Here is a 25,886-nt window from a genome sequence, read left to right as displayed (position 1 = left end):
TCGGGAGCACGGTCACATCGGCTCGCGCGGATCGTCCCTGCTCGGCCCATCCAGCCGCGCGGTACCGGGCTGACGCGAGCGCGACCAGAAGGTTGCGAGCATCAGCCCCACCGGAATGGCGAGGACGACGATCCAGACGACGAAGCTCCAGTCCTGCGGCATTGCCTCTTCTCTTGCTGGCTGATCAATCGCCGCGCCCTGGCTTTGTTCCCGGGCTCGGCCGTTCTGTCGTCTTGCCGCCGTCTTTGCAGGCTGAACTCTTGACACGGTGGCGCCGGCACCGTGAAACCGCGATGTCCGAGACGGCGAAAGGCGAGGGGCATGAAGCTCTATGATGGCGGGCGCGCGCCCAATCCGCGGCGGGTCCGCATCTTCTTCGCCGAGAAGGGCGTGCCCTTGCCCGAGCTCATCCCGGTCGACATCGCCAGGAAGGAGCACCGGACGCCGGAGTTCACCCGGATCAACCCGTCCCAGCGCCTGCCGGTGCTGCTGCTGGACGACGGCACGGCGCTGGCCGAGACCATCGCGATCTGTCGCTACATCGAGAGCCTGCACCCGGCGCCGGCCCTGTTCGGCGCCGCCCCGAAGGAGGCGGCGCTGATCGAGATGTGGAATCGCCGCATCGAGCTCGGCCTGTTCACAGCGGTCGCGGCCGTGTTCCGCCACAGCCATCCCGCCATGGCCGAGCTCGAGGACCAGGTGCCGGAATGGGCCGAGGCCAGCCGCGAGCAGATCGACGATCATCTCGTGCTGCTCGACCTGCAGCTCGGCGCCAATCGCTTCCTCTGCGGCGACGAGCTGACGGTCGCCGACATCACCGCCGGCATCGCCATCGACTTCATGAAGCCTTCCCGCATCCCTCTGCCGGAGGATTTCACCAACATCCGGCGCTGGCATGGCGAGCTCTCGGCCAGGCCGAGCTGGAAGGTCTGATCATGCGCCTGCCGCTGATCCTGCTCGCTCTGATGGTCCCGCTCGCCGCGACGGCGATGGAGAAGCTGACCGGCGAGCAGATCAACCGCGCCTTCACCGGCAATACGGTCAGTGGCCGCTACACCGGCGGCGGGTTCTTCACCGAGTTTCACGACCCGGACGGGCGGGCGCTCGGCAACAATGGCTGGCAGGAGAATCGCGACGCCTGCTGGATCACCAAGGGCGATGCCGTCTGCTATTATTACGGCCCGCCGGAGGAGCGGACGACGCACTGTTTCACGGTCGAGCTGACCGACCGGCTCTACATCCTGCGCAATCTCGACAATGGCCGGATCAACGCGGTGGCGACCATCGAGCTCGCCAATCCGCGAAACCACACCGATGGCGGCAAGCCCTGGTATTGCGACGGGCTGATCTCGCGCGGTCCGCAGGGGCCGCTGATGTCGCGACGCGTGGCGGCCAGGTGAAGTGGCCCGGCAGGATCGCGGCGCTGCTGGCGCTCTGCGTTTCGGCAACGAGCGCGTTCGCGGTCGAGCGTCTGACCGGCCAGGAGATCCGCAAGCTCTTCGAGGGCAACACGGTTGCCGGCCGCTACAATAACGGCTTGCCGTTCAGCGAGTATCATCACCAGGACGGCCGTGCGACCGGGCACAACCGGCATGTGCAGAACGTCGATGCCTGCTGGACCACGACCGATGAGGCCGTCTGCTACTATTATGGCCCGTTCGCATCCCGCCGGACCTATTGCTTCACCGTCGAGCGCAGCGGCTCGCTCTATGTGCTGCAGACCCATCGAACCGGCCGCATCAACGCTATCGCCACGATCCAGCCGGGCGATCCCGAGAAGCACGCAGACAAGGCGCCGGCCTGGCATTGCGACGGCCTGATCTCGCAGGGTCCGCCGCCGTCGAGGTCGTCGCGGCTCGCCTCGCAGTGAGGTGTGCGGCGCTGCTGCTGCTCGGGCTCTCGGTCGCGGGCGGCGAGGCATTCGCCGTCGAGCGGTTGACGGGGGAGCAGATGCGCCAGCTCGTCGAGGGCAATACCGCGACCGGGCGCTACAGCAGCGGCGAGACTTTCAGCGAGTTCCATCACGCCGATGGGCGGGTGAGCGGCTACAACCGCGATCGCTCCATGCCTAACCGCGATGCCTGCTGGACCACGACGGATGATGCGATCTGCTATTATTACGGCCCGATCGAGACCCGGCAGACCCACTGCTTCACCATCGAACGCAGCGGCACGCTCTATGTCCCGCGGAGCGTCGCCAGTGGGGACATCATAGGCGCATTCACCGTCCGGCCCGGCGATCCCGAGAAGCACGCCGACAAGGTGCCGGCCTGGTATTGCGACGGGTTGATCTCGCAGCGAAAGGGCCGGGCCCGGCTGGCGGGGGGATGAGCAGGCAGGGAGACAACGCCTCCGAAGCGCTCGGCGATGTCCTCGCCGAATTGCGCGCCTGCCGCATCTGCCGGGACGAGCCGGTCTATCTGCCGCGTCTGCCGCACGAGCCGCGTCCCGTCATCCAGGCGCAGGCGAGCGCGCGCCTCCTGATCGCGAGCCAGGCGCCCGGCACGCGTGTCCATGCCAGCGGCAGGCCTTTCACCGACCGCTCCGGCGACCGCCTGCGCGATTGGCTCGGCCTCGACCATGCCCGCTTCTATGATGCTTCTCGCGTGGCGATCGTGCCGATGGGCCATTGCTTCCCCGGGCTCGACGGCAAGGGCGGCGACCTGCCGCCGCGCCGCGAATGCGCACCGGCCTGGCGAAGCCGCGTGCTCGCGGGCCTGCCGGAGATCGAGCTTATCCTGGTGATCGGCCGTTACGCGCAAGCCTGGCATCTCGGGCGCAAGGCGGCGGCCGACCTGACGGCGACCGTCGCCGACTGGCGCAACATCTTCGCCGGGGAACGCCGGCCGCGCATCCTGCCGCTGCCGCACCCCTCCTGGCGCAACAATGGCTGGCTCCGGAAGAACCCCTGGTTCGAGGCCGAGCTGGTGCCGGTGCTGCGGGCGGAGGTGGCGCGGCTGGTCGGCTGAGCCTTACGGCTCCAGCCGCTTCAGCAGGCTCGACGTATCCCAGCGCCCGCCGCCGAGCTTCTGCACATCGGCATAGAACTGGTCGACCAGCGCGGTCACCGGCAGACGGGCGCCGTTGTTCCGGGCCTCGTCGAGCACGATGCCGAGGTCCTTGCGCATCCAGTCGACGGCGAAGCCGAAATCGAACTTGTCGGCGTTCATCGTCTTGCCGCGGTTCTCCATCTGCCAGGAGCCCGCGGCGCCCTTCGAGATCACCTCCAGCATCGCCTCGACATCGAGGCCGGCGCGCTTGGCGAAGTGGACGCCTTCGGACAGGCCCTGGACCAGGCCGGCGATGCAGATCTGGTTGACCATCTTGGTGAGCTGGCCCGAGCCGGCCGGCCCCATCAGCCTGCACATCCGGGCGAAGCTGGCGATCACCGGCTCGACCTTGGCGTAGGTCGCCTGGTCGCCGCCGCACATCACGGTCAGCACCCCGTTCTCGGCGCCTGCCTGTCCGCCGGAGACCGGCGCGTCGACGAAGCCGAAGCCGGCCGCGGTTGCCGCTGCGTCGAGTTCGCGCGCGACATTGGCGGAAGCGGTCGTGTGGTCGACGAAGACGGTGCCCTTGCCCATCGCGGCGAAGGCACCGCCTTCGCCCGTCGTCACCGAGCGCAGATCGTCGTCATTGCCGACGCAACAGAAGACGATTTCCTGGCCCTCGGCCGCCTGGGCCGGCGTCGGTGCGTAGACGCCGCCATGCTGGGCTACCCATTTCTGCGCCTTCTCCGGCGAGCGGTTGTAGACGGTGACCTCATGGCCCTTGGCCTTGAGATGGCCGGCCATGGGATAGCCCATCACGCCGAGACCGAGGAAAGCGACTTTGGCCATGAGGTGCTCCGCTGCAATCGTCTGAAAGGTCATTGCGGCTTTAGCGCGCCAGGGAAGGCGAGGGAAGCGATAGCAGCGATCGCGATTCTGCAGGGATCGTGCATGGGCAGTCTGCCGCGCCCTGCCTTGCCGGCCTCGCCGAAATCGGTCAGGAACCCGCCATGACCATCACCAATGACGAAGAGCTGCAGGCCCTGCGCGAGATCGGCCGTATCGTCGCCGATACGCTGGCCGCGATGGGCAAGGCGCTCGAACCGGGAATCACCACGGCCGAGCTCGATGCGATCGGCCGCGACATGCTCGAAAGGCATGGTGCGCGCTCCGCTCCCGAGACCGTCTACGGCTTCCCGGGCGCCACCTGCATCAGCATCAACGAGGAGGTCGCCCACGGCATTCCCGGCGGGCGCCGGATCATGGCGGGCGACCTCGTGAACATCGACGTCTCTGCTGAGAAGGCGAGCTATTTCTCCGATACGGGCGCGTCCTTCACGGTGCCGCCGGTCGATCGCCGCATCGAGAAGCTGTGCCGCGACGGCAAGCGCGCGCTCTGGGCCGGGCTCGGCCAGGTCGGTGCCGGCAAGCCGGTCGCCGGGATCGGCGAAGCCGTCGGCCGCTTTGCCCAGAAGAACGGCTATACGCTGGTGCGAAACCTCGCCAGCCATGGCATCGGCCGCTCTCTGCACGAGGAGCCGAAGGAGATCGCCACCTGGCCCGAGCGCTCCGAGCGCCGCGTCATGCAGAAGGGGCTGGTCTTCACCGTCGAGCCGTTCCTGTCGCTCGGCGCCGACTGGGCCGAGCATGCCGAGGGCGATCGCTGGACGCTGTATTCCGAGCCGCGTGCGCCCACGGTCCAGTACGAGCACACCGTGGTCGCGACCGCCAACGGCCCGCTGGTGCTGACACTGCCGGGCTGAACGGTCAGGTTTCGCCCCAATCTTCATGGGCGTGGCGGATACGCGCGATCAGGACATCGCCGTTTTCGTCGACACGATAGACGACAAGGTGCGCCTTGAACGGGTAGTTGCGCATCGGCGGCGACAGTTCAAAGCGTTCGCGCGCGATACGAGGATAGACGGCGATCATGGCGAAGATCGCCAATAACTCATCGTGATAGTGCTTGGCCTGAAGCGGACCGAACAGTCGTATTCCCTGCTCGGCAATGCCGATGATGTCTTCTTCTGCCGCTAGCGACAGGCGAAAGCCCACTATCGATTGCCGGGCGGTGTCGCGGTGCGCTGGAGGGCGGCAGCGAAGAGCTCATCGCCTGAACGCGTGCCTGTCCCGCTGTTCAGGCCTTCATCGACGAAGCGCTGCATCGCAGCGATCTTGTCGTTGCGCTCCTGATCCCGCCGGATCAGGTCACGTACATAGTCGCTCGCATTGGCATAGCGACCGGTCTCGGTCTGGGCCTCGACCCAGTCCTTCATCGAGGCCGGCAAGGACACGTTCATCGTCGCCATGTTCGATCTCCGCTTCATCGAATATGGCAGGGATTGGCAAAGATTGTCAAATTCTCCGTAGCGTCACCTCAACGCCATATGCCGCGTCAGCCGCAGCTCGATCCGGTCCCAGACCCGGCGGATGATCTCGGTCAGCACGAGATAGATCAGCGCCGCATAGAGGTAGATCGACAGGTCGAAGGAGCGGGCGAAGGCGAGGCGCGTCGCGCCCATCAGGTCGAACAGCGTCACCAGCGAGGCGATGGCACTCGCCTTGATCATCACGATCAGCTCGTTGCCGAGCGGGCGCAGCGCCAGGATCATCGCCTGCGGCAGGATCACGCGGCGCAAGGTCGCCCAGCGATGCAGGCCGAGCGCCAGCGCCCCCTCGAACTGGCCGCGCGGGATCGATTGGATCGCGCCGCGCAGAATCTCGGCCTGATAGGCGGCGGTGTTGATGGTGAAGGTGAAAAGCGCGCAGTAGAACGGCTCGCGGAAGAACCACCACAGCCCGATATCCTGCCAGAACACCCGGAGCTGGCCGAAGCCGTAATAGACCAGGAAGAGCTGGCAGAGCAGCGGCGTGCCGCGGAAGAAGGTGGTGTAGCCGTTGATCGCGATCTGCGCCCAGCGCGGCCCGTAGAGCCTGGCGATGGCGAGGCCGAGCGCCAGCACGAAGCCTAACGCGACCGAGAGCACGACCAGCTGGAATGTGATGCCGAGGCCGCTGGCCATGCGGCAGCCATAGTTCTGCAGGACCTCGCTGCCGATCAGGTAGCCGGGATATTCGCACCAGGTCATCGCGTCGCTCCGCCGAAAGCGGCGAAGCCGCGATTGGTGCGTTGCTCGAGCTTGCCGATGCCCCAGGCCGAGACCAGCGAGAAGAAGAAATAGAGCATCATCGCTGTGCCGAAGAACAGGAACGGCTCCTTGGTGACGACATTGGCGCGCGTCGCGATGAACATGATGTCCTGCAGCGTGATCACCGAGATCAGCGAGGTCTCCTTCAGCAGCACCATCCAGTTGTTGCCGAGGCCGGGCAGGGCGACGCGGATCAGTTGCGGGAAGACGACGAGCCGGAAGGCCTGCGCCTTCGACAGGCCGAGCGCCGCCGCAGCCTCGCGCTGGCCCTTCTGGATCGAGTTCAGCGCGCCGACCCAGACCTCGCTGGAGAAGGCGGCGAGCACCATGCCGAGCGCGACCATGCCGGCGACGAAGGGCGGGATCGAGAAGCCGGTCCAGACCTTCTGCACCAGCACCTGGATGCCGAAATAGATGATGTAGAGCGTCAGCAGTTCGGGCACGCCGCGGAAGACGGTGGTGTAGATCGTCGCCAGCGAGCGCAGCAGGATGCTGTCGGAGCGCTTCCACAGCGCGATGATCAGGCCGAGCGCCAGGCCGAAGGGCAGGGTCGCGAGCGCGACCGAGATGGTGTTGGCCGCGCCTTGCAGCAGGGCCCAGCCCCAGCCGCCGGGGCCGAAACCGAGCAGTGCGAATTTGTCGAACATGGGAGAGCCGGCGCGCGAGAGGATAAAGCCCGCCGGCCTGGAGCGGCCGGCGAGCGGGCGTCAGCGGGTGTCAGATCACTCGTACTTGAACCACTTGTCCTCGAGCTTCTTCAGCGAGCCGTCGGCGACGGTCTCGGCGATCGCCTTGTTGAACAGGTCCTTCAGCGCGGTATCGGCCTTGCGCACCGCGCCGGCGACGCCCGCACCATGGATCGCGTCGTCGCGGGTCACCTCGGCGATCTTCTTGCAGCAATCCTTGCCCTGTCCCTTCAGGAAGTCGGCGAGGGCGAGCGCGTCGGCGACGATATAGTCGAGGCGGCCGTTGAGCAGGTCGAGATTAGCCTCTTCCTGGGTGGGGTAGAGGCGCGCTGTCGAGTCCTTGTAGAACTTCTCGACATAATTGGCGTGAATGGTCGAGCCCTGCGCGCCGATCGACTTGCCCTTCAGGGTGGCCGGCGAGATGTCGCTGGAAGCGGTGCTCTTGGGGCCGATCATCCAGATCGGCGTCTTGCTGTAAGGCGTGGTGAAGTCGACCTGCTTCTTGCGTTCCTCGGTGGCGTTCATGCCGGCGAGGATGATGTCGTACTTGTTCGCCTGCAGCGCCGGGATGATGCCGTCCCAATCCTGCACGACCCAGGTGCACTTCACCTTCATCTTCTCGCAGAGAAGGTTGCCGTAATCGATCTCGAAGCCTTCCAGCTCCTTCTTGGCGTTGAGGTTGTTGTAGGGCGGATAGGCGCCCTCCGTGCCGATTCGGACTTCCTTCCATTCCTTCGCCTGGGCGAGCGCCCCGGTGGCGCCGGCAACGGTGAGCGCTGCGGCTGCGAAGAACTTTGCGAAACCTTTCATGGGACCTCCCCTTGGGTTTGGCCAACCGGGCGTTTCGAGTTCCCGCATCGGCTTGTGCGCGACAGCTTGTGCGATCATCGGGGCGGGCCGCAAGTAGGCTCTTGCAGCTTTTCCGAGCGTGCCTGCACAAGGATGGTGCAAGGCAAGGCGCTGTTCTTATTGGTGAAAACAGGTTGTGGCGACGGATTTGCGCTGCAGGGGCCAAGGCGGCTGCACACGGATTTTGTCGCTCGGGTCAGCGCGCTCCTGACGTGGAGACGCTGTTGCAGCGTTTCGGCTGCCAATCCGGTGCGCCGTTCGGTGCACAGGCTTGCCCTTCGAACACGGTCGCGTTCATGGCGGTCCTCCCTCGTTCCTTCGAGGGTAGAGTTGCAAAAGCAGCCGAGGCAGGCCGCCCTTCTCGTGGGTGGCAGCCGAATCTGTCGCTAAGGCGACAGATTCGGGCCGGAGCTGGAGGCCGTCTCAGCGCCGGGCGATCGGAATGACGAGATAGACCATGCCGAGCACCATCGGCGGCACGGCCAGCGCCGTCACCGACCAGGTCGACCAGCCGGGCGTCAGCGGCGCCAGCAGGGCGAGTATGGCGTTGATCAGCAGATAGGCGCCCAGCATCAGCGTTCCCAGGAAGCGCAGGCGGGCGAGAATGGGGTTGCGGGTGAGGCTGGTCATCGCCATCTCCATAACGGAACGTGTCGTTTCGTTATTATTGATAGATACGGTCCGTTTCGATATCAAGCCTTCGGCTGCAAGATCTTGCTTGCAGGGAACGTGCTTGTAGGGAACGTGTTTGCCGGGGGCGGGCCGAACGCGCTGTCGCAGGACCGAAGAAGAAGGGTCGCGATCATGAAGGCCGGAAAAGCCGCAACTCCGGTTCGCCGCGCGTCGATCGGTGCGCGGCGGAACCCGGCTTCGCAGGCGGCGATCCTCGCTGCCGCCCGCGCCGTGCTGGCGGAGGAGGGCTATGCCGGCTTCTCGATCGATGCGGTCTCGCGCCGCGCCGGCGCCGGCAAGCCGACGATCTATCGCTGGTGGAAGAACCGCGCCGATCTGCTGATGGAGGTCTATGCCGCCGAGAAGGCGGGCATCAGGGCCGTGCCGAGCGGGGACCTGGCCCAGGACCTCATCGCTCATACGAGCGCGCTCTGGAGCTTCTGGTGCGGCACGCCGTCCGGGCGCACTTTCCAGGCGCTGCTGGCGGAGGCCCAGAGCGATCCCCATGCGCTCGCGGCCTTGCGCGAGAAATTCCTGCCGGAGCGGTTGCAGGACGTCCGCGGCCTCTTCACCGCGGCTGCGGCGCGGGGCGACATTCCGGCCGAGGAGGTCGAGGCCAGGCTCGCGCTCTATATCGGCTTCAACTGGTTCTACGTGCTGACCGACCAGCTCGAGGCCGGGCAGGCCTCGATTCCTGTCGCGATGCGCCTGATCGCGGCGCGAGGCGGGCCGTGAGTCGGAGAGCCAAGATCTAGTCGACCGTCGCTTCGTAGTTCAGCCGCGCGCAGCCGGAACCCCATGTGTCCTTGCCGCAGATATAGAGGACGTAGTTGTCCGTCCCCCTGAAGCCGGCTTTTGGAATGTAATAGAAGGTGACTTCGCCGATCTGGCGCAACTGCCCGTTCGACGGCGGCTTCATCACCACGAGCTTGTCCATGCGCCAGGTCCCGGCCACGCCATAGCTATGGCCGCAGCCCTGCGAGTCCATCTCGGCTTTCAGCGTCACCCTGTCGTTGGTGTGGAGATACCATTTCGGCCCGGTGACGCGGCATTCGGCGAAGGCGTTCGCCGAGATCATCAGCGCCGCGATCGTAATTGCTGAAGCAGGAAAACCTCGAAGCATGCAGCGCTCACAAGCCACCGTGGAGTGTCGCCGTCTTGGTATGGTGCCAATATGACATTGCAGCTCAGGTCTGTTGCAGGACTTCACATCGCCATTTTCGCGCGATCGGGTTGACGTAGCGGGTCGCGGTCTTTCGTGCCTCCGACCAACCTTGGAATTCCGTGAAGCCGTCCTTGAGTCGCCATTCGAACGTGGCCGAGCACGACGATTGCCCATCCGTACGGACCCGAACGATCCATGAGTGGCTTGGGTAGGCTACGATGCGGATCAGCGTCCTGTCGTCTACGATCCGCCATATCGCGGGCCACTGACCGACTGCATACTGATCACCAAGCGCGACGGTTCGGTTCTGGTTCGGACTCCATCTTTTCGTCGGTGACGGGTCCCTGCTGGTCCGCTCCTCGATCTGACGGCCGCCGATGAGGACGAAGTTGAGTTCGAAATGGTTCCAGAACTCCCGTCGCGGGGGAGCTATTGATTCAGAGGTCCAGTTAAGAACGATCCTGAAACGAGGGTCGCCTGCCAGCGCTGCATGTGGCGCACCCGCGGAGAGCGGCAATGCCGCCAGAAGAAACCCCTTCAATGCCTTGCTTACGGGAGGCATCTGCGTGCGCCTCATAGATGATCTTCCGAGGGGCCAGGGCGAGAAGTACAAATGTGCCGCTACGGCATGTGATGAACTATGACATGGCCGCTCCAGTCAAGGAGCGACCTGTTGACGGATTTGCCCAGCAACCGGGCGCAGAAAGACACAGCCCTAAAAAACGCCACGCTCGCTCGAATGGCTATCGCGGCGCTCGGGGCCCTGACGGGAAGGCGCCGTCTTAGGCAGTGGGTGCCTCTCGGCTCTGTCGCTTCGCATCCCACGCCGTGACCAGCCAGATCGCGAAGCCCGCGAGCGCCAGGCCGGCGCCGACCCAGCCGGTCGAGGTCCAGCCATGGCCGGCGGCGATCGCCATGCCGCCGAGCCAGGGGCCGAGCGCATTGGCGGTGTTGAAGGCGCTGTGGTTCAGCGCCGCGGCAAGCGTCTGCGCGTCCTGCGCGACATCCATCAGCCGGGTCTGCAAGGGCGTGCCGAGCCCGCCGCCGCAGCCGATCATGAAGCCGACCACGCAGATCGCCCAGATATTGCCGGCGGCGAAGGGGAAAAGCGCCAGCGAACCGGCGGTCCAGAGCAGGATGATCGCGATCGAGGCCATCGGCATCCGGTCCGCCAGCCAGGCTGCAGCCAAAGTCCCGAAAGTCAGGCCGAGGCCGAAGATCGCCAGCACCACCGGTACCACCGTGGGCGAGACCTGGGTCACCTCGATCAGCGTCGAGGCGATGTAGGTGTAGACCGCGAACAGGCCACCGAAGCCGACGGCACCGATCGCCAACGTCAGCCAGAGCTGGCGATGGCGCAGTGCCCCGAGCTCGCGCATGGCGCTGGCGCCGAACTGAGGCCGATCCTTCGGCGCAAACAGCGCGATCAGGACCGCTGTCGTCAGCGCCAGGGCAGTGACGACTCCAAAACCCCAGCGCCAGCCGAGCGCCTGGCCAAGCCAGTTCGCCAGGGGCACGCCGAGGATCGTCGCGATCGTCAGTCCGAGCATCACCCGCGCCACGGCGAGTGCACGACGGTTCGCCGGCACCAGCGAGGCCGCGACCAGCGCCGCGACGCCGAAATAGGCGCCGTGCGGCAGCCCGCTGAGGAAGCGGAACAGCAGCATCCAGCTATAGCTCGGAGCGAGCGCCGAAAGCCCGTTGCCGAGGGCGAATGCCGCCATCAGCGCGATAAGTAAGGTGCGGCGGGAGAGTTTTGTCGCCAGCACCGCGATGATCGGCGCGCCGACCACCACGCCGGCGGCGTAGGCGCTGATCACATGTCCGCCCGTCGGCTCGTCGATCCCCAGTCCCACCGAGAAATAGGGCAGCAGGCTCATCACCGCGAACTCGGCCGTGCCGATGGCGAAGCCGCCCATCGCCAGGGCGAACAGGGTGAGGCCGATGCGTGGCGCGGCAGTGGAGCGGGCAGGGCGCGCGAACGCGTCTCCCGTGCTCGAGAGGCTCATGACGATATCCGGTTATGGATTATTGTGTTGCAGCACGGAAAGATCGTGCCGCGCTGCAACATAATGTGATCGTCATGCGCTGAGCGCAAGCGAAATGCGGCTCGATCGCGCCAGAGCAAAGGTGGCATGATCTCAGTTCATGACGATCAGCTCAGGCCGCCACAGCCGGCACTAGGGCTGCCATGATCTCCGCGACGCTGCGGACCCGCGAGACGCGCGGCAGCGTCGAGGCGATGGCGAAGGCGTGGAGCTCCGCGCCGACCGAGCTCGAGGCGTCCTCGGCGACGATTACGTCGTAGCCGTGCTGCCAGGCGTCGCGCGCCGTCGATTCGACGCCGAAATTGGTGGCGATGCCGCCGATCACAACCGTCTCGATCCGCCGCCGTCGCAATTGCAGGTCGAGTTCCGTGCCGTAGAAGGCGCTCCAGTGCCGCTTGGTGACGCAGACGGCGGCCGGCAGCGCCGCGATCTCGGGGGTGAGTTCCGACCAGTCGGGCGGGAAGCCGCCCGGTGGCAGCATCATCGGCTGATCGATCGTTTGCGGCGGCAGGTCGGAGCGGTCGGGGGCGAACGCGACCCGAACTGTCACGATCAGGCCGCCGGCCTTCGCGAAGGCCTGCCCGAGCGCGGCCGTGTTGGCGATCAGGGTTGTCCGGTCATAGGGTGCGAGCGGGAAGGCGAGCGTTCCCTTCTGCATGTCGATGAGGACGAGGGCGGTCTTGCGAGGGTCGAGCTGGAGCGGCATCGAAATCTCCGTCAGGGAGCACGGCCGAGAGGGCCTTTATATGAGGATTGCCTCATGTTTTTAGATTTATGAGTACGTCCTCACAAAATTCAAGCCCCCCGACGGAGAAGAACGCCAAGGCGCCGAGTCGCAGTCGTGGCCTGAAAAGGGTCTCGGCGCTGCTCGACGGCGCCAGCGCCGTCTTCGCCGAGGCCGGATACGAGGCGGCGACGATGACGCAGATCGCCGCGCGCGCCGGCGCCTCGATCGGCTCGCTCTATCAGTTCTTCCCCACCAAGGAGCATGTCGCGGCGGCGCTGCATGGCCGCCATCTCGATGCGCTCGCGGGCATGCTCGACTCGCTCGCGGGAGAGGTTCGCGGCCAGCCGGTCGAGGCGGCAGTCGATGCGCTTTTCGCCCGCTTCGTCGCCTATCTTGAAGAGAACCCGGCCTTTCTTGCCGTCGGCGAGCGCCGCAGCCTCGATCCTGCCGTCAAGAAGGAGGCACGCGCCCGTCTGCGCGGCCGCATCGCGGCGCTGCTCGTGGCGGTCGAGCCGCCGATAGCCGAGGCGCGCGTCGCTTCTCTCGCCGCGGTGACCCTGCATCTGATCCGGGTTGCGGCGCTGTTGCGCGCCGATGACGATGAGGGCGTGCGGGCGCCGGCCATCGCCGAATTGCGCACCATGCTGAAGCGCCATCTCGCCGGGCAGGGCGGCTGAAGGCAGGGGCGCCTGCTACTCCCCCAGCAGCGGATAGCCCTCGAAATCCTTCAGCGCCTTGAGCGCGAAGGTGGTCGCAATCCGGGCGATGCCGAGCTGGTTGTCGGCGAGCCAGGCGCCGGTCAACTCTTCATAGGCGGCGAGCGAGCTTGCGACGATGCGGGCGAGATAGTCGGCTTCGCCGCTGATCACCAGGAGCTCGACCACGTCGGGACAGGCGCGCAGCACCTTCTCGACCCGCTCGCGCCGTCCGACCGAGTGGTCGCGCAGCGAGATCTGCGCGAAGGCGATGATGGCGTGGCCGGCGAGCTCGGGCGAGAGCCGCGCGCCATAGCCGGCGATCAGCCCCGAGGCCTCCAGCCGGCGCATCCGCTCCAGACAGGGCCGGGCCGAGAGCCCGACCCGCTCCGACAGGGCCTGGTTGGTGATCCGGCCCTCCGCTCGCAGGATCGCGATCATCTGTCGATCGATCGCGTCGATTTGAGGCGTCTTTCGCTTCACGGCCGGCCCTTGCCGGCGGCCCTTGCCTCGGCGATCAGGCAGAGCTCGAGGAACAGCACCTGCGCCGCGCATTGCGCCGTGTTGCTGGTCGCATCGTATTGCGGGGCGACCTCGACCACGTCGGCGGCGACGATGTTGCGGCCCTTCAGCCCGCGCAGGATGGCGAGCGCCTCGCGCGGGGTGAGGCCGCCGACCTCGGGCGTGCCGGTGCCCGGCGCGAAGGCCGGATCGAGCGAATCGACGTCGAACGAGACATAGGTCGGCCCGTCGCCGATCACGGCGAGCGCCTCGGCAATAACGGCGTCGAGGCCCATGCGGTCGACCTCGTCGGCATGGATCACGGTCATGCCGGACTCGTAGGAGAACTCCCAGAGATATTCGGCGCCGCCACGGATGCCGATCTGGATGACGCGCTCGGGATCGAGCACGCCGTCGAGCACGGCCTGCCGGAACGGCCCGCCATGGTGGAATTTCGATCCTTCATAGGGCCCCGACGTGTCGCAATGCGCGTCGATATGGACCATGCCGACCGGGCGCTTCTCGCCGACTGCCTTCAGGATCGGATAGGTGATCGAATGGTCGCCGCCGACGCCGAGCGTCGATACGCCGGCCTTCACGATCTGCTTGAAGGTCGCCTCGATGTCCTCGTGGCAGCTTTCCAGCGAATAGCGGGAGCGGAACGGCACGTCGCCGATATCGGCTGCCTTGATCAGGTTGAACGGAGCGGTGCCGTTGACATGGTCCATCGGTCCCATGCGCTCGACGGCGCGCACCGCACGCGGGCCGAGCCGGGTGCCGGCCCGGTTGGTGACGCCGAGGTCCATCGGCAGGCCGATGATCGCGACGTCGAGCCCGCCGAGATCGGGCTGGCTCAGGGCCTCCGGCCGGTAAGGCGCATTGATGAAGGTCGCGACGTCGGAAAACGGCCATTTGCGTCGGTCGCCCTGAAACTGGCCGGCAGCGACCTTGGCGAAGCGGGGATCATGGATGTCAGCGCCGCTCGCCCCGGCATAGCGCGCCCTGAGTTTCGCGAGTTTATCCTGGTCCATCGCTTGGTTCCCGAGGTTTGAGCCAGCCGCGATAATGCGCCAGCAGGCCGAAGAAGGGCAAAGACAGCTTCACGTCGAACCGGAAGCGGCCATCGGCGTCAACCGTCTCGCGAGCCTCGGCCGAGGGCATGAGAAAGCGGGGCAAGCGGAGGCCGAAGACGCGCCAGGCCGCGATCGGCAGCGCCAGGCCCTCCCGGTTTGCCTCGGCGGCAAGCGTGAAGGAGAACGGGCCGAAGGCCTCGCGCAGCTCGCCATTGCTATCGACGCTCAGGCGCGACCGGAAGCGTTGGCCGGCGAAGTTGCGGGTCCAGATCTCGCAGCCCTCGTCAAACGAATCGCCACGCGCGACGCTGACTGTCACCGGCAACCCGACCCCAGCCGTGGGAAGTCCGAAGAGCCGGCAGAACAGGTCGATCGCCGCCCCGTTTCCGCGCGTGACTTCGGCCCGACCCTGCCAGACCGGCTCGGCTTCATTGGCGTGGAAGGCCCGGATCGCCGCCGGAAGCATCGCGAAGGCCTGCGCCCCGAGCACGATCTCGAACAGGGCTGGGCCGACGGCGCGCTCGTCTTGGCTGGTGCTGATCGCATAGGGCGCCATCTCGGCCTCGATCGCGGCGAGGTCGAGCACCTCGGCGGCCGAGCGCGCGCCCGGGGCGATCTCGTCAGCGAGGAGGGCGCGCACCGCGGCGGCGGCTGCCAGTGTCGGCACCTGTGGGCCATCGTCGTTCTCCGCCAGCAGCGACCAATAGGCCCGGCGCGGCCGCCCCTTGCCGTCGATGCCGGAGATCGCGACGCGCATGCCGCCGCGATCCGAGGTCCAGAGCCGGGTGATACGGCGCGCCTTGACGAGAAAGGGCACGAGCGGCGCGAGATCGGCGACCCAGCCACGACGGCGAATCCAAGCGAGCCGCGCCAGCCCCCATTGCTCGATGCCGGCTTCCAGCCCCGCCGCGAAGCTGACGCGCGAGCGTACGGCGAAATCGGGACCGAGCGTCTCGGCATCGACCGTCTCGACCGGTGCGACCCGGCGCGGGCCGAGGCTCGGCATGTCGATGACCTCGCCGGTCTCCCAGCCGGACGTCGTCTGCAATTCGCCTTCGCGCCAGACCGGCACCGGCTTGCCGGCATAGCTCAGGACCGCAGCGATGACCGCCGGCCCAACCTCGCTGCGCCCGCCCGGCGTGATCGCGATCTCGATCGTGTCGAGCCGCTGCCAGCCTTCGCTCAATTCCCGCACCGCCGCAGCCGACAGCGCCGGCGTCGAGCTGGCGCCGGCCAGCGCGACGAGGCCGCGCTGCCTGGCGATCTCTTCCAACTGCGGCCCGTATCCGGCGAGATAGCCGCGCGCATCGGCGAGGTCGACGATATGGGAGCCAAGCAGAAGCGCTGCTGTCGGCACTTCGTAGCCCTGTTGCTGGAATGGTCCGGAGGCGTCGATCACCAGCCAGGGCTGCAATACGGCGAGCGCGGCGACCAGATCCTTGTCGCGATCCAATCCCGTGCCGCTGACCGGCACGCTCGCCTCGGCCGTCAGCTCCTGTGCCAGCGTCTGCGCCTTGCCGGCGCTGCGCGAGGTCAACACCAGATCGAGGCCGTCCATGCGCGAGAGATGGCGCGCCAGCCGCCGGCCGAAGACGCCGGTCGCGCCGATCAGCACGACGCGCCTCATCGGCTGTCCGGCAAGGTGAAGCGGTGGCGCGTCGCGGGATCCGGCATGTCGCACGAGGTCTTCTGGCCGAAGAGTCGGTAGCGATTGCGTGCGACGCGATCGTAAAGCCAGTCGCGCCAGCGCTTCGGCAGCGCACGCCCGAGCAGCAGCAGGCGCGCCGGCCCGTTCAGATGGCGAGCGAGCGCCAGAACGCCCTCGGACTTCGCCAGCGCCAGGCCGTTCTCGATGAAGAGGAAGCTGTCCGGCTCGTCAGGGTCGATACCGTGCGCCTGCGCGAGCGCGCGCCCTTCCTGCGACTGGATCGCGATGAAGCGGATGTCGTGGTCGCGCTCGTGCCGCAGGGTGTAGCGCACGCCGCCTGAGCAGAGAACGCAGACGCCGTCATAGAGCCAGATCGGGGCGGGGATGCTGGTCATCGGGCTTCTTTACGGGAGAGGTTGACCGTGCGGGAAAAAAGTTTCATGCGCTTCCTGCGCAGCCGTGCCATGCTCTGCGTGCAATTGTCGAGCGACCTGAGACAGTTGACGATCTTGCAACGATTGGGGGGAGTGCTGCGCAAATCTTGTGCAAGTATAGATTCGAGGTGAGCCGATTAACCGTGGGTCAACCCGGGCCGCCGCTTCCGATCACCGCTGCATAACACCAAGGTCGTCCTACAAATGTCGCTTGCGCTGGTGCTATTGCTGCCCGGGCGCGGCGATGAACGTCGAAACGAGGAGATGCCCCATATGAAGCGTCGTCAATTCCTGCAGGTCGCTGGTACCGGTGCGGCAGTGTCCGCTGTCGCCATGCCGGCGGTTGCGCAGTCGAATCCCGAGGTGAAGTGGCGCCTGGCGTCGAGCTTCCCGAAATCGCTCGACACCATCTATGGCGGCGCCGAAGTCATGGCGAAGATGGTTTCCGACCTGACCGACGGCAAGTTCCAGATCCAGGTCTTCGCCGCCGGCGAGATCGTGCCGGCCCTGCAAGCGGCCGACGCGGTCAGCAATAACACTGTCGAGATGTGCCACACCGTCTCGTATTACTATGTCGGCAAGGACCCGACCTTCGCGGTCGCCGCTTCGGTTCCGTTCGGCCTCAATGCCCGCCAGCAGAACGCCTGGCTGTTCCAGGGTGGCGGCAACGAGCTGTTCAACGAGTTCTACAAGAAGTTCAACATCTACGGCCTGCCTTGCGGCAACACCGGCGCCCAGATGGGCGGTTGGTTCCGCAAGGAGATCAAGAGCGTCGCCGACATCAACGGCCTGAAGATGCGCATCGGCGGTATCGCCGGTTCCGTCCTGCAGAAGCTCGGCCTCGTGCCGCAGCAGATCGGAGGCGGCGACATCTATCCGGCGCTGGAGAAGGGCACGATCGACGGTGCCGAGTGGGTCGGCCCCTATGACGACGAGAAGCTCGGCTTCTCGAAGGTCGCGCCCTACTACTACTATCCGGGCTTCTGGGAGGGCGGGCCTTGCGTCCACGCCTTCGTCAACCTGGAGAAGTGGAATGCGCTGCCTAAGGCCTACCAGGCCGCGCTGACCGCCGCCTGCACCTACGCCAACACCCAGATGGCGGCGAAATACGATGTGCAGAACCCGGCCGCTCTGAAGCGCCTCGTCGGCGCCGGAACGCAGCTGCGCCCGTTCCCGCAGGACGTGATGGAAGCCTCGCTCAAGGCCTCGAACGAACTCTATGCCGAGATTTCGGCCAAGAACGCCGACTTCAAGAAGGCAATCGATTCGATGGTTGCTTTCCGCGGCGACCAGTATCTCTGGTGGCAGGTGGCAGAGTTGACCTTCGACATCTTCCAGGTCCGCAACCGCGGCAAGTAATCGCCGTCGATCACGGCAGCGGAAACGAAGCCCGGCCTTGCGGCCGGGCTTTTTCGTTGGCGCGAGCGATTGCACTGTCGGTGCGCCGATGCCAAGTCGGGTTAGACAAAATACCTATGCGAAATTTGCATAGGGGCCATGTTGTGTGCTTGCGCTCGCCGGGCAGATGCCCTTTCCTGAAGCTCTTGCGCGCGAACCGGAAAAACCGGCGCGCCTGAAAGCTCTGGGAGGAGCACACCGCATGAAGCGTCGTCAGTTTCTGAAGGTCGCCGGAGCCGGCGGCGCCGCCAGCGTCATTGCCGCTCCGGCCATCGCGCAATCCATGCCCGAGGTGAAATGGCGCGTAACCTCATCCTTCCCGAAATCGCTGGACACGATCTACGGCGCTTCGGAAGTGCTGGCGAAGGCCGTGTCGGAAGCGACCGACGGCAAGTTCCAGATCCAGGTCTTCGCGGCCGGCGAGATCGTGCCGGCGCTGCAGGCGGCCGACGCCGTGACCAACGGCACCGTCGAGATGTGCCACACCGCGTCCTATTACTATGTCGGCAAGGATCCGACCTTCGCCTTCGGAACCGCGGTGCCGTTCGGCCTCAACGCCCGCCAGCAGAACGCCTGGTTCTACCATGGCGGCGGCATGGACCTGCTCAACGAGTTCTACAAGAAATACAACATCTACGCGATTCCGGGTGGCAACACCGGCTGTCAGATGGGTGGCTGGTTCCGCAAGGAGATCAAGACGGTCGCCGATCTCCAGGGCCTGAAGATGCGCATCGGCGGCTTCGCCGGCCAGGTCGTCAGCAAGCTCGGCGTCGTGCCGCAGCAGATCGGCGGCGGCGATATCTATCCGGCGCTGGAAAAGGGCACGATCGACGCGGCCGAGTGGGTCGGCCCCGCCGATGACGAGAAGCTCGGCTTCAACAAGGTCGCGCCCTATTACTACTACCCCGGCTGGTGGGAGGGGGGCGCCTCGCTGCACTTCTTCATGAACACCGCGAAGTGGGAGGCCCTGCCGAAGATATACAAGTCGATCCTGACCACGGCCGCCGGCCTTGCCAATATCGACATGCAGGCCAAGTACGATGCCCGCAACCCGGCGGCGCTGAAGCGCCTGGTCGGCGGCGGAGCGCAATTGCGGCCGTTCTCGCAGGAGATCATGGAGGCCTGCCTCAAGGCGTCCAAGGAGGTCTATGCCGAGACCAACGCCAAGAATCCCGACTTCAAGAAGATCTACGAGGCGATGTCGGCCTTCCGCGGCGACGAATATCTCTGGTTCCAGATCGCCGAATACACCTACGACAACTTCCTGATCCGCGCCCGCGCGGGCAACCTGCTCTGAGAAGAGGGCGGCTGGCCGGTTCGCCGGTCAACTCGGCACCACGCCAACCCCGGCCGCGAGGCCGGGGTTTTTCGTCTCGGTGGTCGTCGCCCTAGCCCGGCCCTGTTCGAAGCGCTATCCTGCCGCCGAACGCAAATCGAGGCACTCATGAAGCTGCCAATCGCAATAGTTCTCGCGACGCTCTGCCTGCCCACGCTCGCAGCCGCCCAGTCGATCGGCGAGCCACTTCCCGGTCGTGGTCCGGCCAAGACCAAGCCGTTGGCAGCGCCCTCTGCATCGAGCCAGGCGGCGCGTCCGTGCCCGGAATACGGGCCGGGCTTCGTTCGCGTCGAAGGCTCCTCGGCTTGCGTCCGCCTCGGCGGCGGCGTCCGCGTCGAATTCGGCAAGACTTCCGGCAACCGCGGCTACGGCTCCGCCGCCGATGCGACGGTCTATGGCGAGGCGCGCAGCCAGACCTCCGTCGGCGAGTTTCGCACCGTCATCAGCGGCCGCGGCCGGATCGACAACAACCTGAACAATGGCTGGCAGCGCTGGTGAATTGAGCGTCGACGCTCGCATCTGAAAACGAAAGCCCCGGATCGTCGATCCGGGGCTTCGTCGTTTCTGGCCTTAACGCGTCACTTGAGGTTCAGCGTCGGCGGAGCGTTGAGATCGAGCCCCGGCAATCCGCCGGAGCCACCGAGCCCGGGTATGCTGATGCTGTCGAGCTGCTTGTTGATCTGCTGCTGGTCGAGCTGAATGCCCGAACTCTTGTAGTGCATCACCATCTGCGGGAAGATCACCACGAGTGCGACCATAATGCACTGGATCACCACGAAGGGCACGGCGCCCCAGTAGATCTGCCCGGTCGTCACCGGCTCCATCATCTTGCCCGTCACCTTGTCGCGATAGGGGTTCTTCGGCGCGACCGAGCGCAGGAAGAAGAGGGCGAAGCCGAACGGCGGGTGCATGAACGAGGTCTGCATGTTCACGCCGAGGATGACGCCGAACCAGATCAGGTCGATGCCGAGCTTGTCCGCCGCCGGCCCGAGCAGCGGCACGATGATGAAGGCGAGCTCGAAGAAGTCGAGGAAGAAGGCGAGCAGGAACACCATCACGTTGACGACGATCAGGAAGCCCGTCGCGCCGCCGGGCAGCCCGACGAGCAGGTGCTCGACCCAGACATGGCCGTTGACGCCGTAGAAGGTCAGCGAGAACACGCGCGCGCCGACCAGGATGAACAGCACGAAGGCCGAGAGCTTCGCAGTCGACTCCGTCGCCTGCCGAAGCAGGCTGAAGGTCATACGCCCCTTGCTCCAAGCGAGCAGGATCGCGCCGGCCGCGCCCATCGCGCCGCCTTCGGTCGGCGTCGCGACGCCGATGAAGATCGTGCCGAGCACCAGGAAGATCAGCGCCAGTGGCGGCACCATCACGAAGACGACCTGCTCGGCCATGCGCGAGAGCAGGTTGAGCTTGAGGTACTTGTTGACCAGCGCGATCACGAAGGAGACCGCGACTGCGATCGACATCGTCAGGATGACGAAATCCGCGCCGCCACCGACCTTGGTGAAGTACTTCATGTAGCCAATGGCCACGGCGAAGGCGAGGATCGTCACCACCAGCAGCGAGCGCCGCCGCGTCACGCCGTCGGCATCGCGCAGCGTCTGCGCTTCCGGCGGCAGGCCGGGTGCCCGTTCCGGCTTCACCATCGTGATCAGGAAGACATAGCCGGCATAGAGCGCCGAGAGCACGAGGCCCGGGATGAAGGCGCCCTCGTACATGTCGCCGACCGAGCGGCCGAGCTGGTCGGCGAGCACGATCAGCACGAGCGAGGGCGGGATGATCTGCGCCAGCGTGCCGGACGCCGCGATCACGCCCGAGGCGAGACGCCGGTCATAGCCGTAGCGTAGCATGATCGGCAGCGAGATCAGGCCCATCGAGATGACGGACGCCGCGACGACGCCGGTGGTGGCGGCGAGCAGCGCGCCGACGAAGATGACGGCGTAGGCGAGGCCGCCGCGGATCGGCCCGAAGAGCTGGCCGATCGTGTCGAGCAGGTCCTCCGCCATGCCCGAGCGTTCCAGCACCAGGCCCATGAAGGTGAAGAACGGGATCGCCAGCAGCACGTCGTTGTTCATCGTGCCGTAGATGCGTTCCGGCAGCGCCTGCAGGAAGTTCTCCTGGAACAGGCCGAGCTCGATGCCGACCAGGGCGAAGAACAGGCCGTTGGCGGCGAGCGCAAAGGCGACGGGATAGCCGAGCAGCAGGAAGAGCACGAGCGCGACGAACATCACGGGCGCCATGTTGACGCGCAGGAAGTCGCCGATGCCGGCAGCGTGGGCGTCGCCGGTGTGCAGGCTGAGGAAGGCGGCTGCGGTGAGCGCGAGCAGCAGCGCGGCGGAGCGGGCGAATGTCATGAAGCGGGTCCGGAAAGCTGCGTCTGGGCTCACGGGGCGAGGCCTTCGGCCCTGGCCTGCTCGAGCAGGCGTTGGGCCTCGGCTTCGGCGGCAGCGGCATGGCCGCGCAGCGTCTCGTCGTCGTCGAGCTTGCCGCGCATGATCGCGATCTGCTTGATCACTTCCGAGATGCCCTGCAGCAGCAGCAGGACGAAGCCGACGATGACCAGTCCCTTGGCCGGCCATTGCGGCAGGCCGCCGGCCGACAGCGACTGCTCGTTGACCTGGTAGGAGCGCATGAAGAACGGGCCGGAGTGGTAGATCATCAGCGCACAGAACGGCAGCAGGAACAGGAGATGGCCGATCAGGTCGATCCATTGCTGCACGCGCTTGGGCAGCAGGTTGTTCACGATGTCGATGCGGATGTGCTCCTTCACCTGCAGCGTCCAGGCGGCGCAGAGCAGGAACACCGCGCCGAACAGCACCCATTGCAGCTCGAGCCAGGAATTCGACGAAACGTTGAACAGCTTGCGGATGATCGCATTCACGGTCGAGACGATGACCGCGAGCAGGATCAGCCATGCGACCCATTGACCGATCTTGCGGTTGAGAGTGTCGATCGCGCGACTCAAAGCGAGGGGTGCGTCCACCTCAGTCCTCCCTGACCTCGTGGATTCCGGCTGCATCATGCAGATTGTGAAGGGCGGTTATACGATTGCTACATGCCGCACAACATTGCGCCGCGCAAGGCGCTGTGGATCAGTCCTTTCGGTTACGCGGTTCCTTGCGCAACGCAAGCAAAGCGACGACGAGCATCAGCCACATCATCGCCATCAGCGCCGGCGGCCAATGCGCCACCAGCGAGCTGATCGCCACGGTCGCGAGCGCGCCCGAGCCGAGCTGGATCGCGCCGGCGAGCCCCGCCGCCGATCCCGCGAGCTCGGGCCGCGCCGAAAGCGCCGCGGCAGTCGCTCCCGGCAGGGTCAATCCGTTGCCGATGGCGCTGATGGCGAGCGGCAGGAACAGCGTCAGCGGCGTCCACCATGGCGTCAGCGCGATCACGAAGGCGACGGTGATCGCCACGAAGGAGATGATCAGGCCGATCCAGGCCATCGTCGCCGTGCCGTGCCTGAGCACCAATCGGGACATCGCGAAATTGCCCACCATGTAGCCGAAGGCGTTGATGATGAAATAGGCGCCGTAAGTGTCGGAGCCGCGCCCCATCGTCTCGACCACGATGAAGGGCGCCGCGGCGATGAAGGCGAAGAAGGCGGCCGAGGTCATCGCCAGCGCGACGACGTTCCTGATGAAGCTGCGGTCGCGCGCCAGCTCCGGAAAGGCCCGGAAGATGCCCGTCAGCGAGGTTCGCACCCCGACATTCGGTGCCGTCTCCGGCAGGCGTATCCCGACCAGGACCAGCACGATCGCGGCCGCCGCGGCCATCGACCAGAAGATCATGCGCCAGCCGAAATTGGTCTCGATATGGCCGCCGAGATAGGGCGTGATCATCGGCGCCACGACCATGACCATGGTCACGGTCGCGATCTGCCTGGCCGCCTGGTCGCGGCCGGCCGTGTCGCGGATGATAGCGCGTGCCAGGGCGAAGGTCGTGCCGGAACCGGCGCCTTCGAGCACGCGCGCGAACAGCAGGGTGCCCGCACTGTCCGCCAGGGCTCCGAGCACGGAGCCAACTGCGAACACGGCTGTGCCGGCGATCACGCAGGGCCGGCGTCCGTAGCGGTCGGAAAGCGGCCCGACGATCAGCTGCGTCAGTGCGACCGCGACCAGGAACAGGGTCAGCGTCAGCTGGATCGTCGCATAGCTGGTGGCGAAGTTGCGGGCGAGCGCCGGGGTCGCCGGGGCCAGCATGTTGAGGGCGATCGGCTGCAGCGTCGAGATCGCGACGAGGACGGTGAGGGTGGGCTTCGCTGTCATAGCGGTTTGTCGCCCTCGGGTTTCAGCTGCGAATCGGGGCGGGCGCGCTGGCGGTGCAGGGTGTAGAGGCCGCTGCCGACGATCAGCGCGATCCCGGCGTATGAGATGGCGTCCGGGGTCTCGCCCCAGACGAGCCAGCCGATCAGCACCGCGATCGGGACGACGGAGTAGCGATAGCCCGCGACGACGCCGACATCGGTGTTGCGGAAGGCGGTGATGACGCTGAGGCCGCCCCCTGTGACCAGGACCGCAGCGGCTGCGATATAGGCGAGCTCGATTCGCCATGGTGATTGCCAGGTTTCCAGGGCGCCCATGCCCGCTGCCAACAGTCCGACGGTCACCGTCGCGGTCAGGGAAACGACGGTCGATGGCACGTCGCTGCCGACGAAGCGGGTCGTCAGATCGCGGATGGCGACGAAGCCGGCGCCGGTAAGGGCGACCAGCGCGGCTGCGTTGAAGCCGTCCGCGCTCGGACGCATCACGATCAGCACGCCGATGAAGCCGACCGTCAGCGCCAGGGCCCGGCGCCAGCCGACGGATTCGATCCGCAGCAGCACCGCCAGCAGAACGATGAGCAAAGGCGAAGCCATCACGATCGCCGTGATGTTGGCGAGTGGCAGCAGCCCCAATGCCCAGATGAACGTCAGCGCGCACAGCGCCTCGACGCAGGCCCGCGCCAGCACCATCGGCCTCAGTCCAAGCGGAAGCTTGCGCCAGTCGTCCATGAACACGACCAGCGCCAAGCTTGCCACGACGGCGAAGATGGTGCGCAGCGCCAGCGCCTGGCCGACCGGGAAGACCTCGCGCGCGAGCTTCATCAGGGCGTCGTTGCAGCAGAAGAGCGTCATCGCCGCCAGCATGGCGATGATTCCGCGGCGGTTCTGGGCGGCGGTGGCCAAGGCGGGTCCTGTCGGGCTTCGCGCACCGTCCGCTCGGCCGATCTCGGCCAAACGGCAAGGCGTCGCGGCGGATCGACGGTTCAGGCGTCGAAGCGGGAAAGGGAGAAGGGCGAGAGATCGAAGGCGGAGCGGCCGGTGGTGGCGAGATCCGCCAGGATCTCGCCGATCGCGCTGGCGAATTTGAAGCCGTGGCCGGAGCAGGCCGAGGCGAACACCGCCTGCGGCACGCCGGGCACGGCGTCGATAACGAAGTCCTCGTCGGGCGAGACCGTGTAGACGCAGCCCTTCACCGTCAGCGGGTCGCCATTGGCGTCTGGAAGGTAGCGCGCCAGGCATTCGCGGATCAGCCTGACCTGGTTGGGGCTCGGCGTCCGGTCCGGCTCGCGCGGATCCATCGGCTCGCGCGCGAAATGCGGGCCGCCGAGCTTGAAGCCGGGATGTTCGTAGAGCGGGAAGCCGTAGAAGGTGCCCTCCTCGGCGCTGAGGATGAAGACGGGAAAGGCGCCTTCGCGGAAAAGCTCCGGGCGGCGCGTGGTGAACCAGCCGATCGCCTGGCGCACCGTCGTCATCGAGCGCGAGAGCTGGGGCACCGCGTCCGTGATCCAGCCGCCGGAGGTGATCACCAGACGCCCGGCCGAATAGGTCGTGCGCTCGGTGCGGACGGTGACGCCGCCATCGGCGGTCGGCTGCCAGTCGAGCATCGGCTCGCCGGTGCGGATATCCGCGCCTTTCGACTGCGCCAGCCCGACATGAGCGTAGATCGCCTTTTCCGAGGCGACGAAGCCGCCGCCCGGCTGCCAGAGGCCGAGATAACCATCCGGCACATGGAAGGCGGGGAAGCGGCGCATGATCTCGTCGCGGCCGAGCATGTCGTGCTCGAGATCATGGTCGAGGCAGGATTGCAGCGAGGATTCGACCGGGCCGAGGCCTTCGGGTGCAAGATCGAGCGAACCGGTGACGTGCAGCAGCTTCAGCCCGGCGGCGTCGCCGGTCTCCTGCCAGAGCTGATGGGCGCGCTTGACGATCGGCACATAATGCGAGCCCTCGAAATAGGCGAGGCGGATGATCCGCGTCAGCCCGTGCGAAGAGCCCATGGCATGGCCGAGATCGAAGCGCTCGAGGCCGAGCACCTTGAGCCCGCGCTTGGCCAGGTGCCAGCAGGCGGCAGAGCCCATCGCACCGACGCCGGCGACGATCACGTCGTAATGCGATGAACTCATCGAACATCCCTGGAGAGCCCGGCTGTGTCGCCGGTTGAAAACTGCCTGCAATCTAGGCGGGCGGGCGATGGCGGTCCATCCTGCCCGGCAGATGAGCGCATCTGCGCCGGGGGCAGGGCGGTCGC

Annotated in this window: 32 protein-coding genes; 11 read left to right on the top strand and 21 right to left on the bottom strand. The window is 66.3% G+C overall.

The genetic code is table 11. The annotated features are described in order from the left end of the window. Positions 1-12: 12 nt before the first annotated feature. Positions 13-162, bottom strand: a complete 150-nt coding sequence (locus CXY91_RS30440) for a hypothetical protein (protein ID WP_158673627.1) — start codon at positions 160-162, stop codon at positions 13-15. Between the two features lie 159 nt (positions 163-321). On the opposite strand from CXY91_RS30440, the gene CXY91_RS28185 reads away from it, so the two are divergent. The 5 genes from CXY91_RS28185 to CXY91_RS28165 are packed head-to-tail and all read left to right on the top strand — an operon-like array spanning position 322 to position 2,969. Next, positions 322-933, top strand: a complete 612-nt coding sequence (locus CXY91_RS28185) for a glutathione S-transferase family protein (RefSeq protein WP_091830865.1) — start codon at positions 322-324, stop codon at positions 931-933. A gap of 2 nt (positions 934-935) precedes the next feature. Continuing rightward, a complete protein-coding gene (locus CXY91_RS28180; RefSeq protein WP_091830863.1) occupies positions 936-1,400 on the top strand; it encodes a hypothetical protein in 465 nt (154 codons plus the stop codon). Next, entirely contained in the window at positions 1,397-1,870 is a 474-nt protein-coding gene (locus tag CXY91_RS28175) for a hypothetical protein (RefSeq protein WP_100965293.1), read from the top strand. Before CXY91_RS28180 ends, CXY91_RS28175 begins: the two co-directional genes overlap by 4 nt. Continuing rightward, on the top strand, positions 1,867-2,331 hold the full coding sequence (locus tag CXY91_RS28170) for a hypothetical protein (RefSeq protein WP_100965292.1): 465 nt from the start codon (positions 1,867-1,869) through the stop codon (positions 2,329-2,331). The genes CXY91_RS28175 and CXY91_RS28170 overlap by 4 nt, the downstream gene beginning before the upstream one ends. Continuing rightward, positions 2,328-2,969 (top strand): uracil-DNA glycosylase family protein, encoded by a 642-nt coding sequence (locus tag CXY91_RS28165; protein WP_100965291.1) that lies wholly within the window; start codon positions 2,328-2,330, stop codon positions 2,967-2,969. Before CXY91_RS28170 ends, CXY91_RS28165 begins: the two co-directional genes overlap by 4 nt. 3 nt (positions 2,970-2,972) lie before the next feature. On the opposite strand, the gene CXY91_RS28160 is transcribed toward CXY91_RS28165, so the two are convergent. After that, positions 2,973-3,839 carry an NAD(P)-dependent oxidoreductase gene (locus CXY91_RS28160; protein WP_100965290.1) on the bottom strand — a complete coding sequence of 289 codons (867 nt, stop codon included), beginning with the start codon at positions 3,837-3,839 and terminating at the stop codon, positions 2,973-2,975. Between the two features lie 161 nt (positions 3,840-4,000). On the opposite strand from CXY91_RS28160, the gene map reads away from it, so the two are divergent. Next, positions 4,001-4,753: a type I methionyl aminopeptidase gene (map, locus tag CXY91_RS28155; protein ID WP_100965289.1), complete on the top strand. Its 753-nt coding sequence runs from the start codon at positions 4,001-4,003 to the stop codon at positions 4,751-4,753. A 4-nt stretch (positions 4,754-4,757) separates the two neighbouring features. Here map and CXY91_RS28150 read toward each other — a convergent pair whose 3' ends face one another. The 6 genes from CXY91_RS28150 to CXY91_RS28125 all read right to left on the bottom strand — a co-directional run bounded on the left by CXY91_RS28150 (position 4,758) and on the right by CXY91_RS28125 (position 8,304). Then, a complete protein-coding gene (locus CXY91_RS28150; protein ID WP_100965288.1) occupies positions 4,758-5,045 on the bottom strand; it encodes a type II toxin-antitoxin system RelE/ParE family toxin in 288 nt (95 codons plus the stop codon). Further along, positions 5,045-5,299, bottom strand: a complete 255-nt coding sequence (locus tag CXY91_RS28145) for a type II toxin-antitoxin system ParD family antitoxin (protein ID WP_100965287.1) — start codon at positions 5,297-5,299, stop codon at positions 5,045-5,047. Before CXY91_RS28145 ends, CXY91_RS28150 begins: the two co-directional genes overlap by 1 nt. A gap of 63 nt (positions 5,300-5,362) precedes the next feature. Further along, positions 5,363-6,079 (bottom strand): ABC transporter permease, encoded by a 717-nt coding sequence (locus CXY91_RS28140; RefSeq protein WP_091830846.1) that lies wholly within the window; start codon positions 6,077-6,079, stop codon positions 5,363-5,365. Further along, positions 6,076-6,786 carry an ABC transporter permease gene (locus CXY91_RS28135; RefSeq protein ID WP_100965286.1) on the bottom strand — a complete coding sequence of 237 codons (711 nt, stop codon included), beginning with the start codon at positions 6,784-6,786 and terminating at the stop codon, positions 6,076-6,078. The genes CXY91_RS28140 and CXY91_RS28135 overlap by 4 nt, the downstream gene beginning before the upstream one ends. A 75-nt stretch (positions 6,787-6,861) precedes the next feature. Further along, entirely contained in the window at positions 6,862-7,635 is a 774-nt protein-coding gene (locus tag CXY91_RS28130; RefSeq protein ID WP_091830842.1) for a transporter substrate-binding domain-containing protein, read from the bottom strand. Positions 7,636-8,097: 462 nt separating this feature from the next. Then, entirely contained in the window at positions 8,098-8,304 is a 207-nt protein-coding gene (locus CXY91_RS28125; protein WP_158673626.1) for a hypothetical protein, read from the bottom strand. A gap of 174 nt (positions 8,305-8,478) precedes the next feature. On the opposite strand from CXY91_RS28125, the gene CXY91_RS28120 reads away from it, so the two are divergent. Further along, on the top strand, positions 8,479-9,081 hold the full coding sequence (locus CXY91_RS28120; RefSeq protein WP_100965284.1) for a TetR/AcrR family transcriptional regulator: 603 nt from the start codon (positions 8,479-8,481) through the stop codon (positions 9,079-9,081). A gap of 16 nt (positions 9,082-9,097) precedes the next feature. Here CXY91_RS28120 and CXY91_RS28115 read toward each other — a convergent pair whose 3' ends face one another. From CXY91_RS28115 to CXY91_RS28105, 4 genes are all read right to left on the bottom strand, one after another. Continuing rightward, the gene (locus tag CXY91_RS28115; protein ID WP_100965283.1) at positions 9,098-9,424 is read right to left on the bottom strand and encodes a hypothetical protein; all 327 of its coding nucleotides are present in this window, start codon (positions 9,422-9,424) and stop codon (positions 9,098-9,100) included. Between the two features lie 109 nt (positions 9,425-9,533). After that, entirely contained in the window at positions 9,534-10,073 is a 540-nt protein-coding gene (locus tag CXY91_RS30435; RefSeq protein WP_158673625.1) for a hypothetical protein, read from the bottom strand. Positions 10,074-10,293: 220 nt separating this feature from the next. Beyond that, positions 10,294-11,520 (bottom strand): MFS transporter, encoded by a 1,227-nt coding sequence (locus CXY91_RS28110; RefSeq protein ID WP_100965282.1) that lies wholly within the window; start codon positions 11,518-11,520, stop codon positions 10,294-10,296. Between the two features lie 151 nt (positions 11,521-11,671). Continuing rightward, positions 11,672-12,265 carry an isochorismatase family protein gene (locus tag CXY91_RS28105; protein ID WP_100965281.1) on the bottom strand — a complete coding sequence of 198 codons (594 nt, stop codon included), beginning with the start codon at positions 12,263-12,265 and terminating at the stop codon, positions 11,672-11,674. Positions 12,266-12,333: 68 nt separating this feature from the next. Between CXY91_RS28105 and CXY91_RS28100 the strand changes: the two genes are divergently transcribed. Continuing rightward, complete coding sequence (locus CXY91_RS28100; protein ID WP_100965280.1) at positions 12,334-12,963, top strand: TetR/AcrR family transcriptional regulator; 630 nt, start codon at positions 12,334-12,336, stop codon at positions 12,961-12,963. A 15-nt stretch (positions 12,964-12,978) separates the two neighbouring features. On the opposite strand, the gene CXY91_RS28095 is transcribed toward CXY91_RS28100, so the two are convergent. Genes CXY91_RS28095 through CXY91_RS28080 form a run of 4 tightly spaced genes read right to left on the bottom strand, consistent with a single transcriptional unit; the run spans position 12,979 to position 16,598 of the window. Then, on the bottom strand, positions 12,979-13,536 hold the full coding sequence (locus tag CXY91_RS28095) for an Lrp/AsnC family transcriptional regulator (RefSeq protein ID WP_100965279.1): 558 nt from the start codon (positions 13,534-13,536) through the stop codon (positions 12,979-12,981). Then, entirely contained in the window at positions 13,461-14,513 is a 1,053-nt protein-coding gene (gene speB / locus CXY91_RS28090; RefSeq protein WP_100965278.1) for an agmatinase, read from the bottom strand. The genes CXY91_RS28095 and speB overlap by 76 nt, the downstream gene beginning before the upstream one ends. Then, a complete protein-coding gene (locus CXY91_RS28085) occupies positions 14,500-16,182 on the bottom strand; it encodes an SDR family oxidoreductase (protein ID WP_100965277.1) in 1,683 nt (560 codons plus the stop codon). Before CXY91_RS28085 ends, speB begins: the two co-directional genes overlap by 14 nt. Continuing rightward, on the bottom strand, positions 16,179-16,598 hold the full coding sequence (locus CXY91_RS28080) for a thiol-disulfide oxidoreductase DCC family protein (protein ID WP_100965276.1): 420 nt from the start codon (positions 16,596-16,598) through the stop codon (positions 16,179-16,181). Before CXY91_RS28080 ends, CXY91_RS28085 begins: the two co-directional genes overlap by 4 nt. A 312-nt stretch (positions 16,599-16,910) precedes the next feature. On the opposite strand from CXY91_RS28080, the gene CXY91_RS28075 reads away from it, so the two are divergent. From CXY91_RS28075 to CXY91_RS30650, 3 genes are all read left to right on the top strand, one after another. Then, the gene (locus tag CXY91_RS28075; RefSeq protein ID WP_091830819.1) at positions 16,911-17,996 is read left to right on the top strand and encodes a TRAP transporter substrate-binding protein; all 1,086 of its coding nucleotides are present in this window, start codon (positions 16,911-16,913) and stop codon (positions 17,994-17,996) included. A gap of 241 nt (positions 17,997-18,237) precedes the next feature. Further along, a complete protein-coding gene (locus tag CXY91_RS28070) occupies positions 18,238-19,332 on the top strand; it encodes a TRAP transporter substrate-binding protein (protein WP_091830816.1) in 1,095 nt (364 codons plus the stop codon). Positions 19,333-19,479: 147 nt separating this feature from the next. Continuing rightward, positions 19,480-19,869 (top strand): porin family protein, encoded by a 390-nt coding sequence (locus tag CXY91_RS30650; RefSeq protein WP_199777587.1) that lies wholly within the window; start codon positions 19,480-19,482, stop codon positions 19,867-19,869. Between the two features lie 80 nt (positions 19,870-19,949). On the opposite strand, the gene CXY91_RS28060 is transcribed toward CXY91_RS30650, so the two are convergent. The 5 genes from CXY91_RS28060 to solA all read right to left on the bottom strand — a co-directional run bounded on the left by CXY91_RS28060 (position 19,950) and on the right by solA (position 25,761). Next, on the bottom strand, positions 19,950-21,614 hold the full coding sequence (locus tag CXY91_RS28060; RefSeq protein ID WP_100965325.1) for a TRAP transporter large permease: 1,665 nt from the start codon (positions 21,612-21,614) through the stop codon (positions 19,950-19,952). A gap of 143 nt (positions 21,615-21,757) precedes the next feature. Next, a complete protein-coding gene (locus CXY91_RS28055) occupies positions 21,758-22,357 on the bottom strand; it encodes a TRAP transporter small permease subunit (RefSeq protein WP_167561550.1) in 600 nt (199 codons plus the stop codon). Positions 22,358-22,466: 109 nt separating this feature from the next. Then, positions 22,467-23,642 carry a multidrug effflux MFS transporter gene (locus CXY91_RS28050; RefSeq protein ID WP_158673624.1) on the bottom strand — a complete coding sequence of 392 codons (1,176 nt, stop codon included), beginning with the start codon at positions 23,640-23,642 and terminating at the stop codon, positions 22,467-22,469. Next, a complete protein-coding gene (locus tag CXY91_RS28045) occupies positions 23,639-24,541 on the bottom strand; it encodes a DMT family transporter (protein WP_100965274.1) in 903 nt (300 codons plus the stop codon). The genes CXY91_RS28050 and CXY91_RS28045 overlap by 4 nt, the downstream gene beginning before the upstream one ends. An 80-nt stretch (positions 24,542-24,621) precedes the next feature. Next, positions 24,622-25,761, bottom strand: a complete 1,140-nt coding sequence (gene solA / locus CXY91_RS28040) for an N-methyl-L-tryptophan oxidase (protein ID WP_091830810.1) — start codon at positions 25,759-25,761, stop codon at positions 24,622-24,624. Positions 25,762-25,886: the final 125 nt, after the last annotated feature.

This window comes from Allobosea sp. FBZP-16, from assembly GCF_002831785.1.
Lineage (GTDB): Bacteria > Pseudomonadota > Alphaproteobacteria > Rhizobiales > Beijerinckiaceae > Allobosea > Allobosea lupini.
This window is presented reverse-complemented; position numbering and strand designations above follow the sequence as displayed.

What these genes read in the sequence shown, in the direction of transcription:
- CXY91_RS30440 (WP_158673627.1), bottom strand. Translation starts at nt 162, where the DNA reads ATGCCGCAGGACTGGAGCTTCGTCGTCTGGATCGTCGTCCTCGCCATT.
- CXY91_RS28185 (WP_091830865.1), top strand. Translation starts at nt 322, where the DNA reads ATGAAGCTCTATGATGGCGGGCGCGCGCCCAATCCGCGGCGGGTCCGC.
- CXY91_RS28180 (WP_091830863.1), top strand. Translation starts at nt 936, where the DNA reads ATGCGCCTGCCGCTGATCCTGCTCGCTCTGATGGTCCCGCTCGCCGCG.
- CXY91_RS28165 (WP_100965291.1), top strand. Translation starts at nt 2,328, where the DNA reads ATGAGCAGGCAGGGAGACAACGCCTCCGAAGCGCTCGGCGATGTCCTC.
- CXY91_RS28160 (WP_100965290.1), bottom strand. Translation starts at nt 3,839, where the DNA reads ATGGCCAAAGTCGCTTTCCTCGGTCTCGGCGTGATGGGCTATCCCATG.
- map (WP_100965289.1), top strand. Translation starts at nt 4,001, where the DNA reads ATGACCATCACCAATGACGAAGAGCTGCAGGCCCTGCGCGAGATCGGC.
- CXY91_RS28145 (WP_100965287.1), bottom strand. Translation starts at nt 5,299, where the DNA reads ATGGCGACGATGAACGTGTCCTTGCCGGCCTCGATGAAGGACTGGGTC.
- CXY91_RS28140 (WP_091830846.1), bottom strand. Translation starts at nt 6,079, where the DNA reads ATGACCTGGTGCGAATATCCCGGCTACCTGATCGGCAGCGAGGTCCTG.
- CXY91_RS28135 (WP_100965286.1), bottom strand. Translation starts at nt 6,786, where the DNA reads ATGTTCGACAAATTCGCACTGCTCGGTTTCGGCCCCGGCGGCTGGGGC.
- CXY91_RS28130 (WP_091830842.1), bottom strand. Translation starts at nt 7,635, where the DNA reads ATGAAAGGTTTCGCAAAGTTCTTCGCAGCCGCAGCGCTCACCGTTGCC.
- CXY91_RS28125 (WP_158673626.1), bottom strand. Translation starts at nt 8,304, where the DNA reads ATGACCAGCCTCACCCGCAACCCCATTCTCGCCCGCCTGCGCTTCCTG.
- CXY91_RS28120 (WP_100965284.1), top strand. Translation starts at nt 8,479, where the DNA reads ATGAAGGCCGGAAAAGCCGCAACTCCGGTTCGCCGCGCGTCGATCGGT.
- CXY91_RS28115 (WP_100965283.1), bottom strand. Translation starts at nt 9,424, where the DNA reads ATGATCTCGGCGAACGCCTTCGCCGAATGCCGCGTCACCGGGCCGAAA.
- CXY91_RS30435 (WP_158673625.1), bottom strand. Translation starts at nt 10,073, where the DNA reads ATGCCTCCCGTAAGCAAGGCATTGAAGGGGTTTCTTCTGGCGGCATTG.
- CXY91_RS28110 (WP_100965282.1), bottom strand. Translation starts at nt 11,520, where the DNA reads ATGAGCCTCTCGAGCACGGGAGACGCGTTCGCGCGCCCTGCCCGCTCC.
- CXY91_RS28105 (WP_100965281.1), bottom strand. Translation starts at nt 12,265, where the DNA reads ATGCCGCTCCAGCTCGACCCTCGCAAGACCGCCCTCGTCCTCATCGAC.
- CXY91_RS28100 (WP_100965280.1), top strand. Translation starts at nt 12,334, where the DNA reads ATGAGTACGTCCTCACAAAATTCAAGCCCCCCGACGGAGAAGAACGCC.
- CXY91_RS28095 (WP_100965279.1), bottom strand. Translation starts at nt 13,536, where the DNA reads ATGCGCGGCGCAGGTGCTGTTCCTCGAGCTCTGCCTGATCGCCGAGGC.
- speB (WP_100965278.1), bottom strand. Translation starts at nt 14,513, where the DNA reads ATGGACCAGGATAAACTCGCGAAACTCAGGGCGCGCTATGCCGGGGCG.
- CXY91_RS28085 (WP_100965277.1), bottom strand. Translation starts at nt 16,182, where the DNA reads ATGAGGCGCGTCGTGCTGATCGGCGCGACCGGCGTCTTCGGCCGGCGG.
- CXY91_RS28080 (WP_100965276.1), bottom strand. Translation starts at nt 16,598, where the DNA reads ATGACCAGCATCCCCGCCCCGATCTGGCTCTATGACGGCGTCTGCGTT.
- CXY91_RS28075 (WP_091830819.1), top strand. Translation starts at nt 16,911, where the DNA reads ATGAAGCGTCGTCAATTCCTGCAGGTCGCTGGTACCGGTGCGGCAGTG.
- CXY91_RS28070 (WP_091830816.1), top strand. Translation starts at nt 18,238, where the DNA reads ATGAAGCGTCGTCAGTTTCTGAAGGTCGCCGGAGCCGGCGGCGCCGCC.
- CXY91_RS30650 (WP_199777587.1), top strand. Translation starts at nt 19,480, where the DNA reads ATGAAGCTGCCAATCGCAATAGTTCTCGCGACGCTCTGCCTGCCCACG.
- CXY91_RS28060 (WP_100965325.1), bottom strand. Translation starts at nt 21,614, where the DNA reads ATGGCGCCCGTGATGTTCGTCGCGCTCGTGCTCTTCCTGCTGCTCGGC.
- CXY91_RS28050 (WP_158673624.1), bottom strand. Translation starts at nt 23,642, where the DNA reads ATGACAGCGAAGCCCACCCTCACCGTCCTCGTCGCGATCTCGACGCTG.
- solA (WP_091830810.1), bottom strand. Translation starts at nt 25,761, where the DNA reads ATGAGTTCATCGCATTACGACGTGATCGTCGCCGGCGTCGGTGCGATG.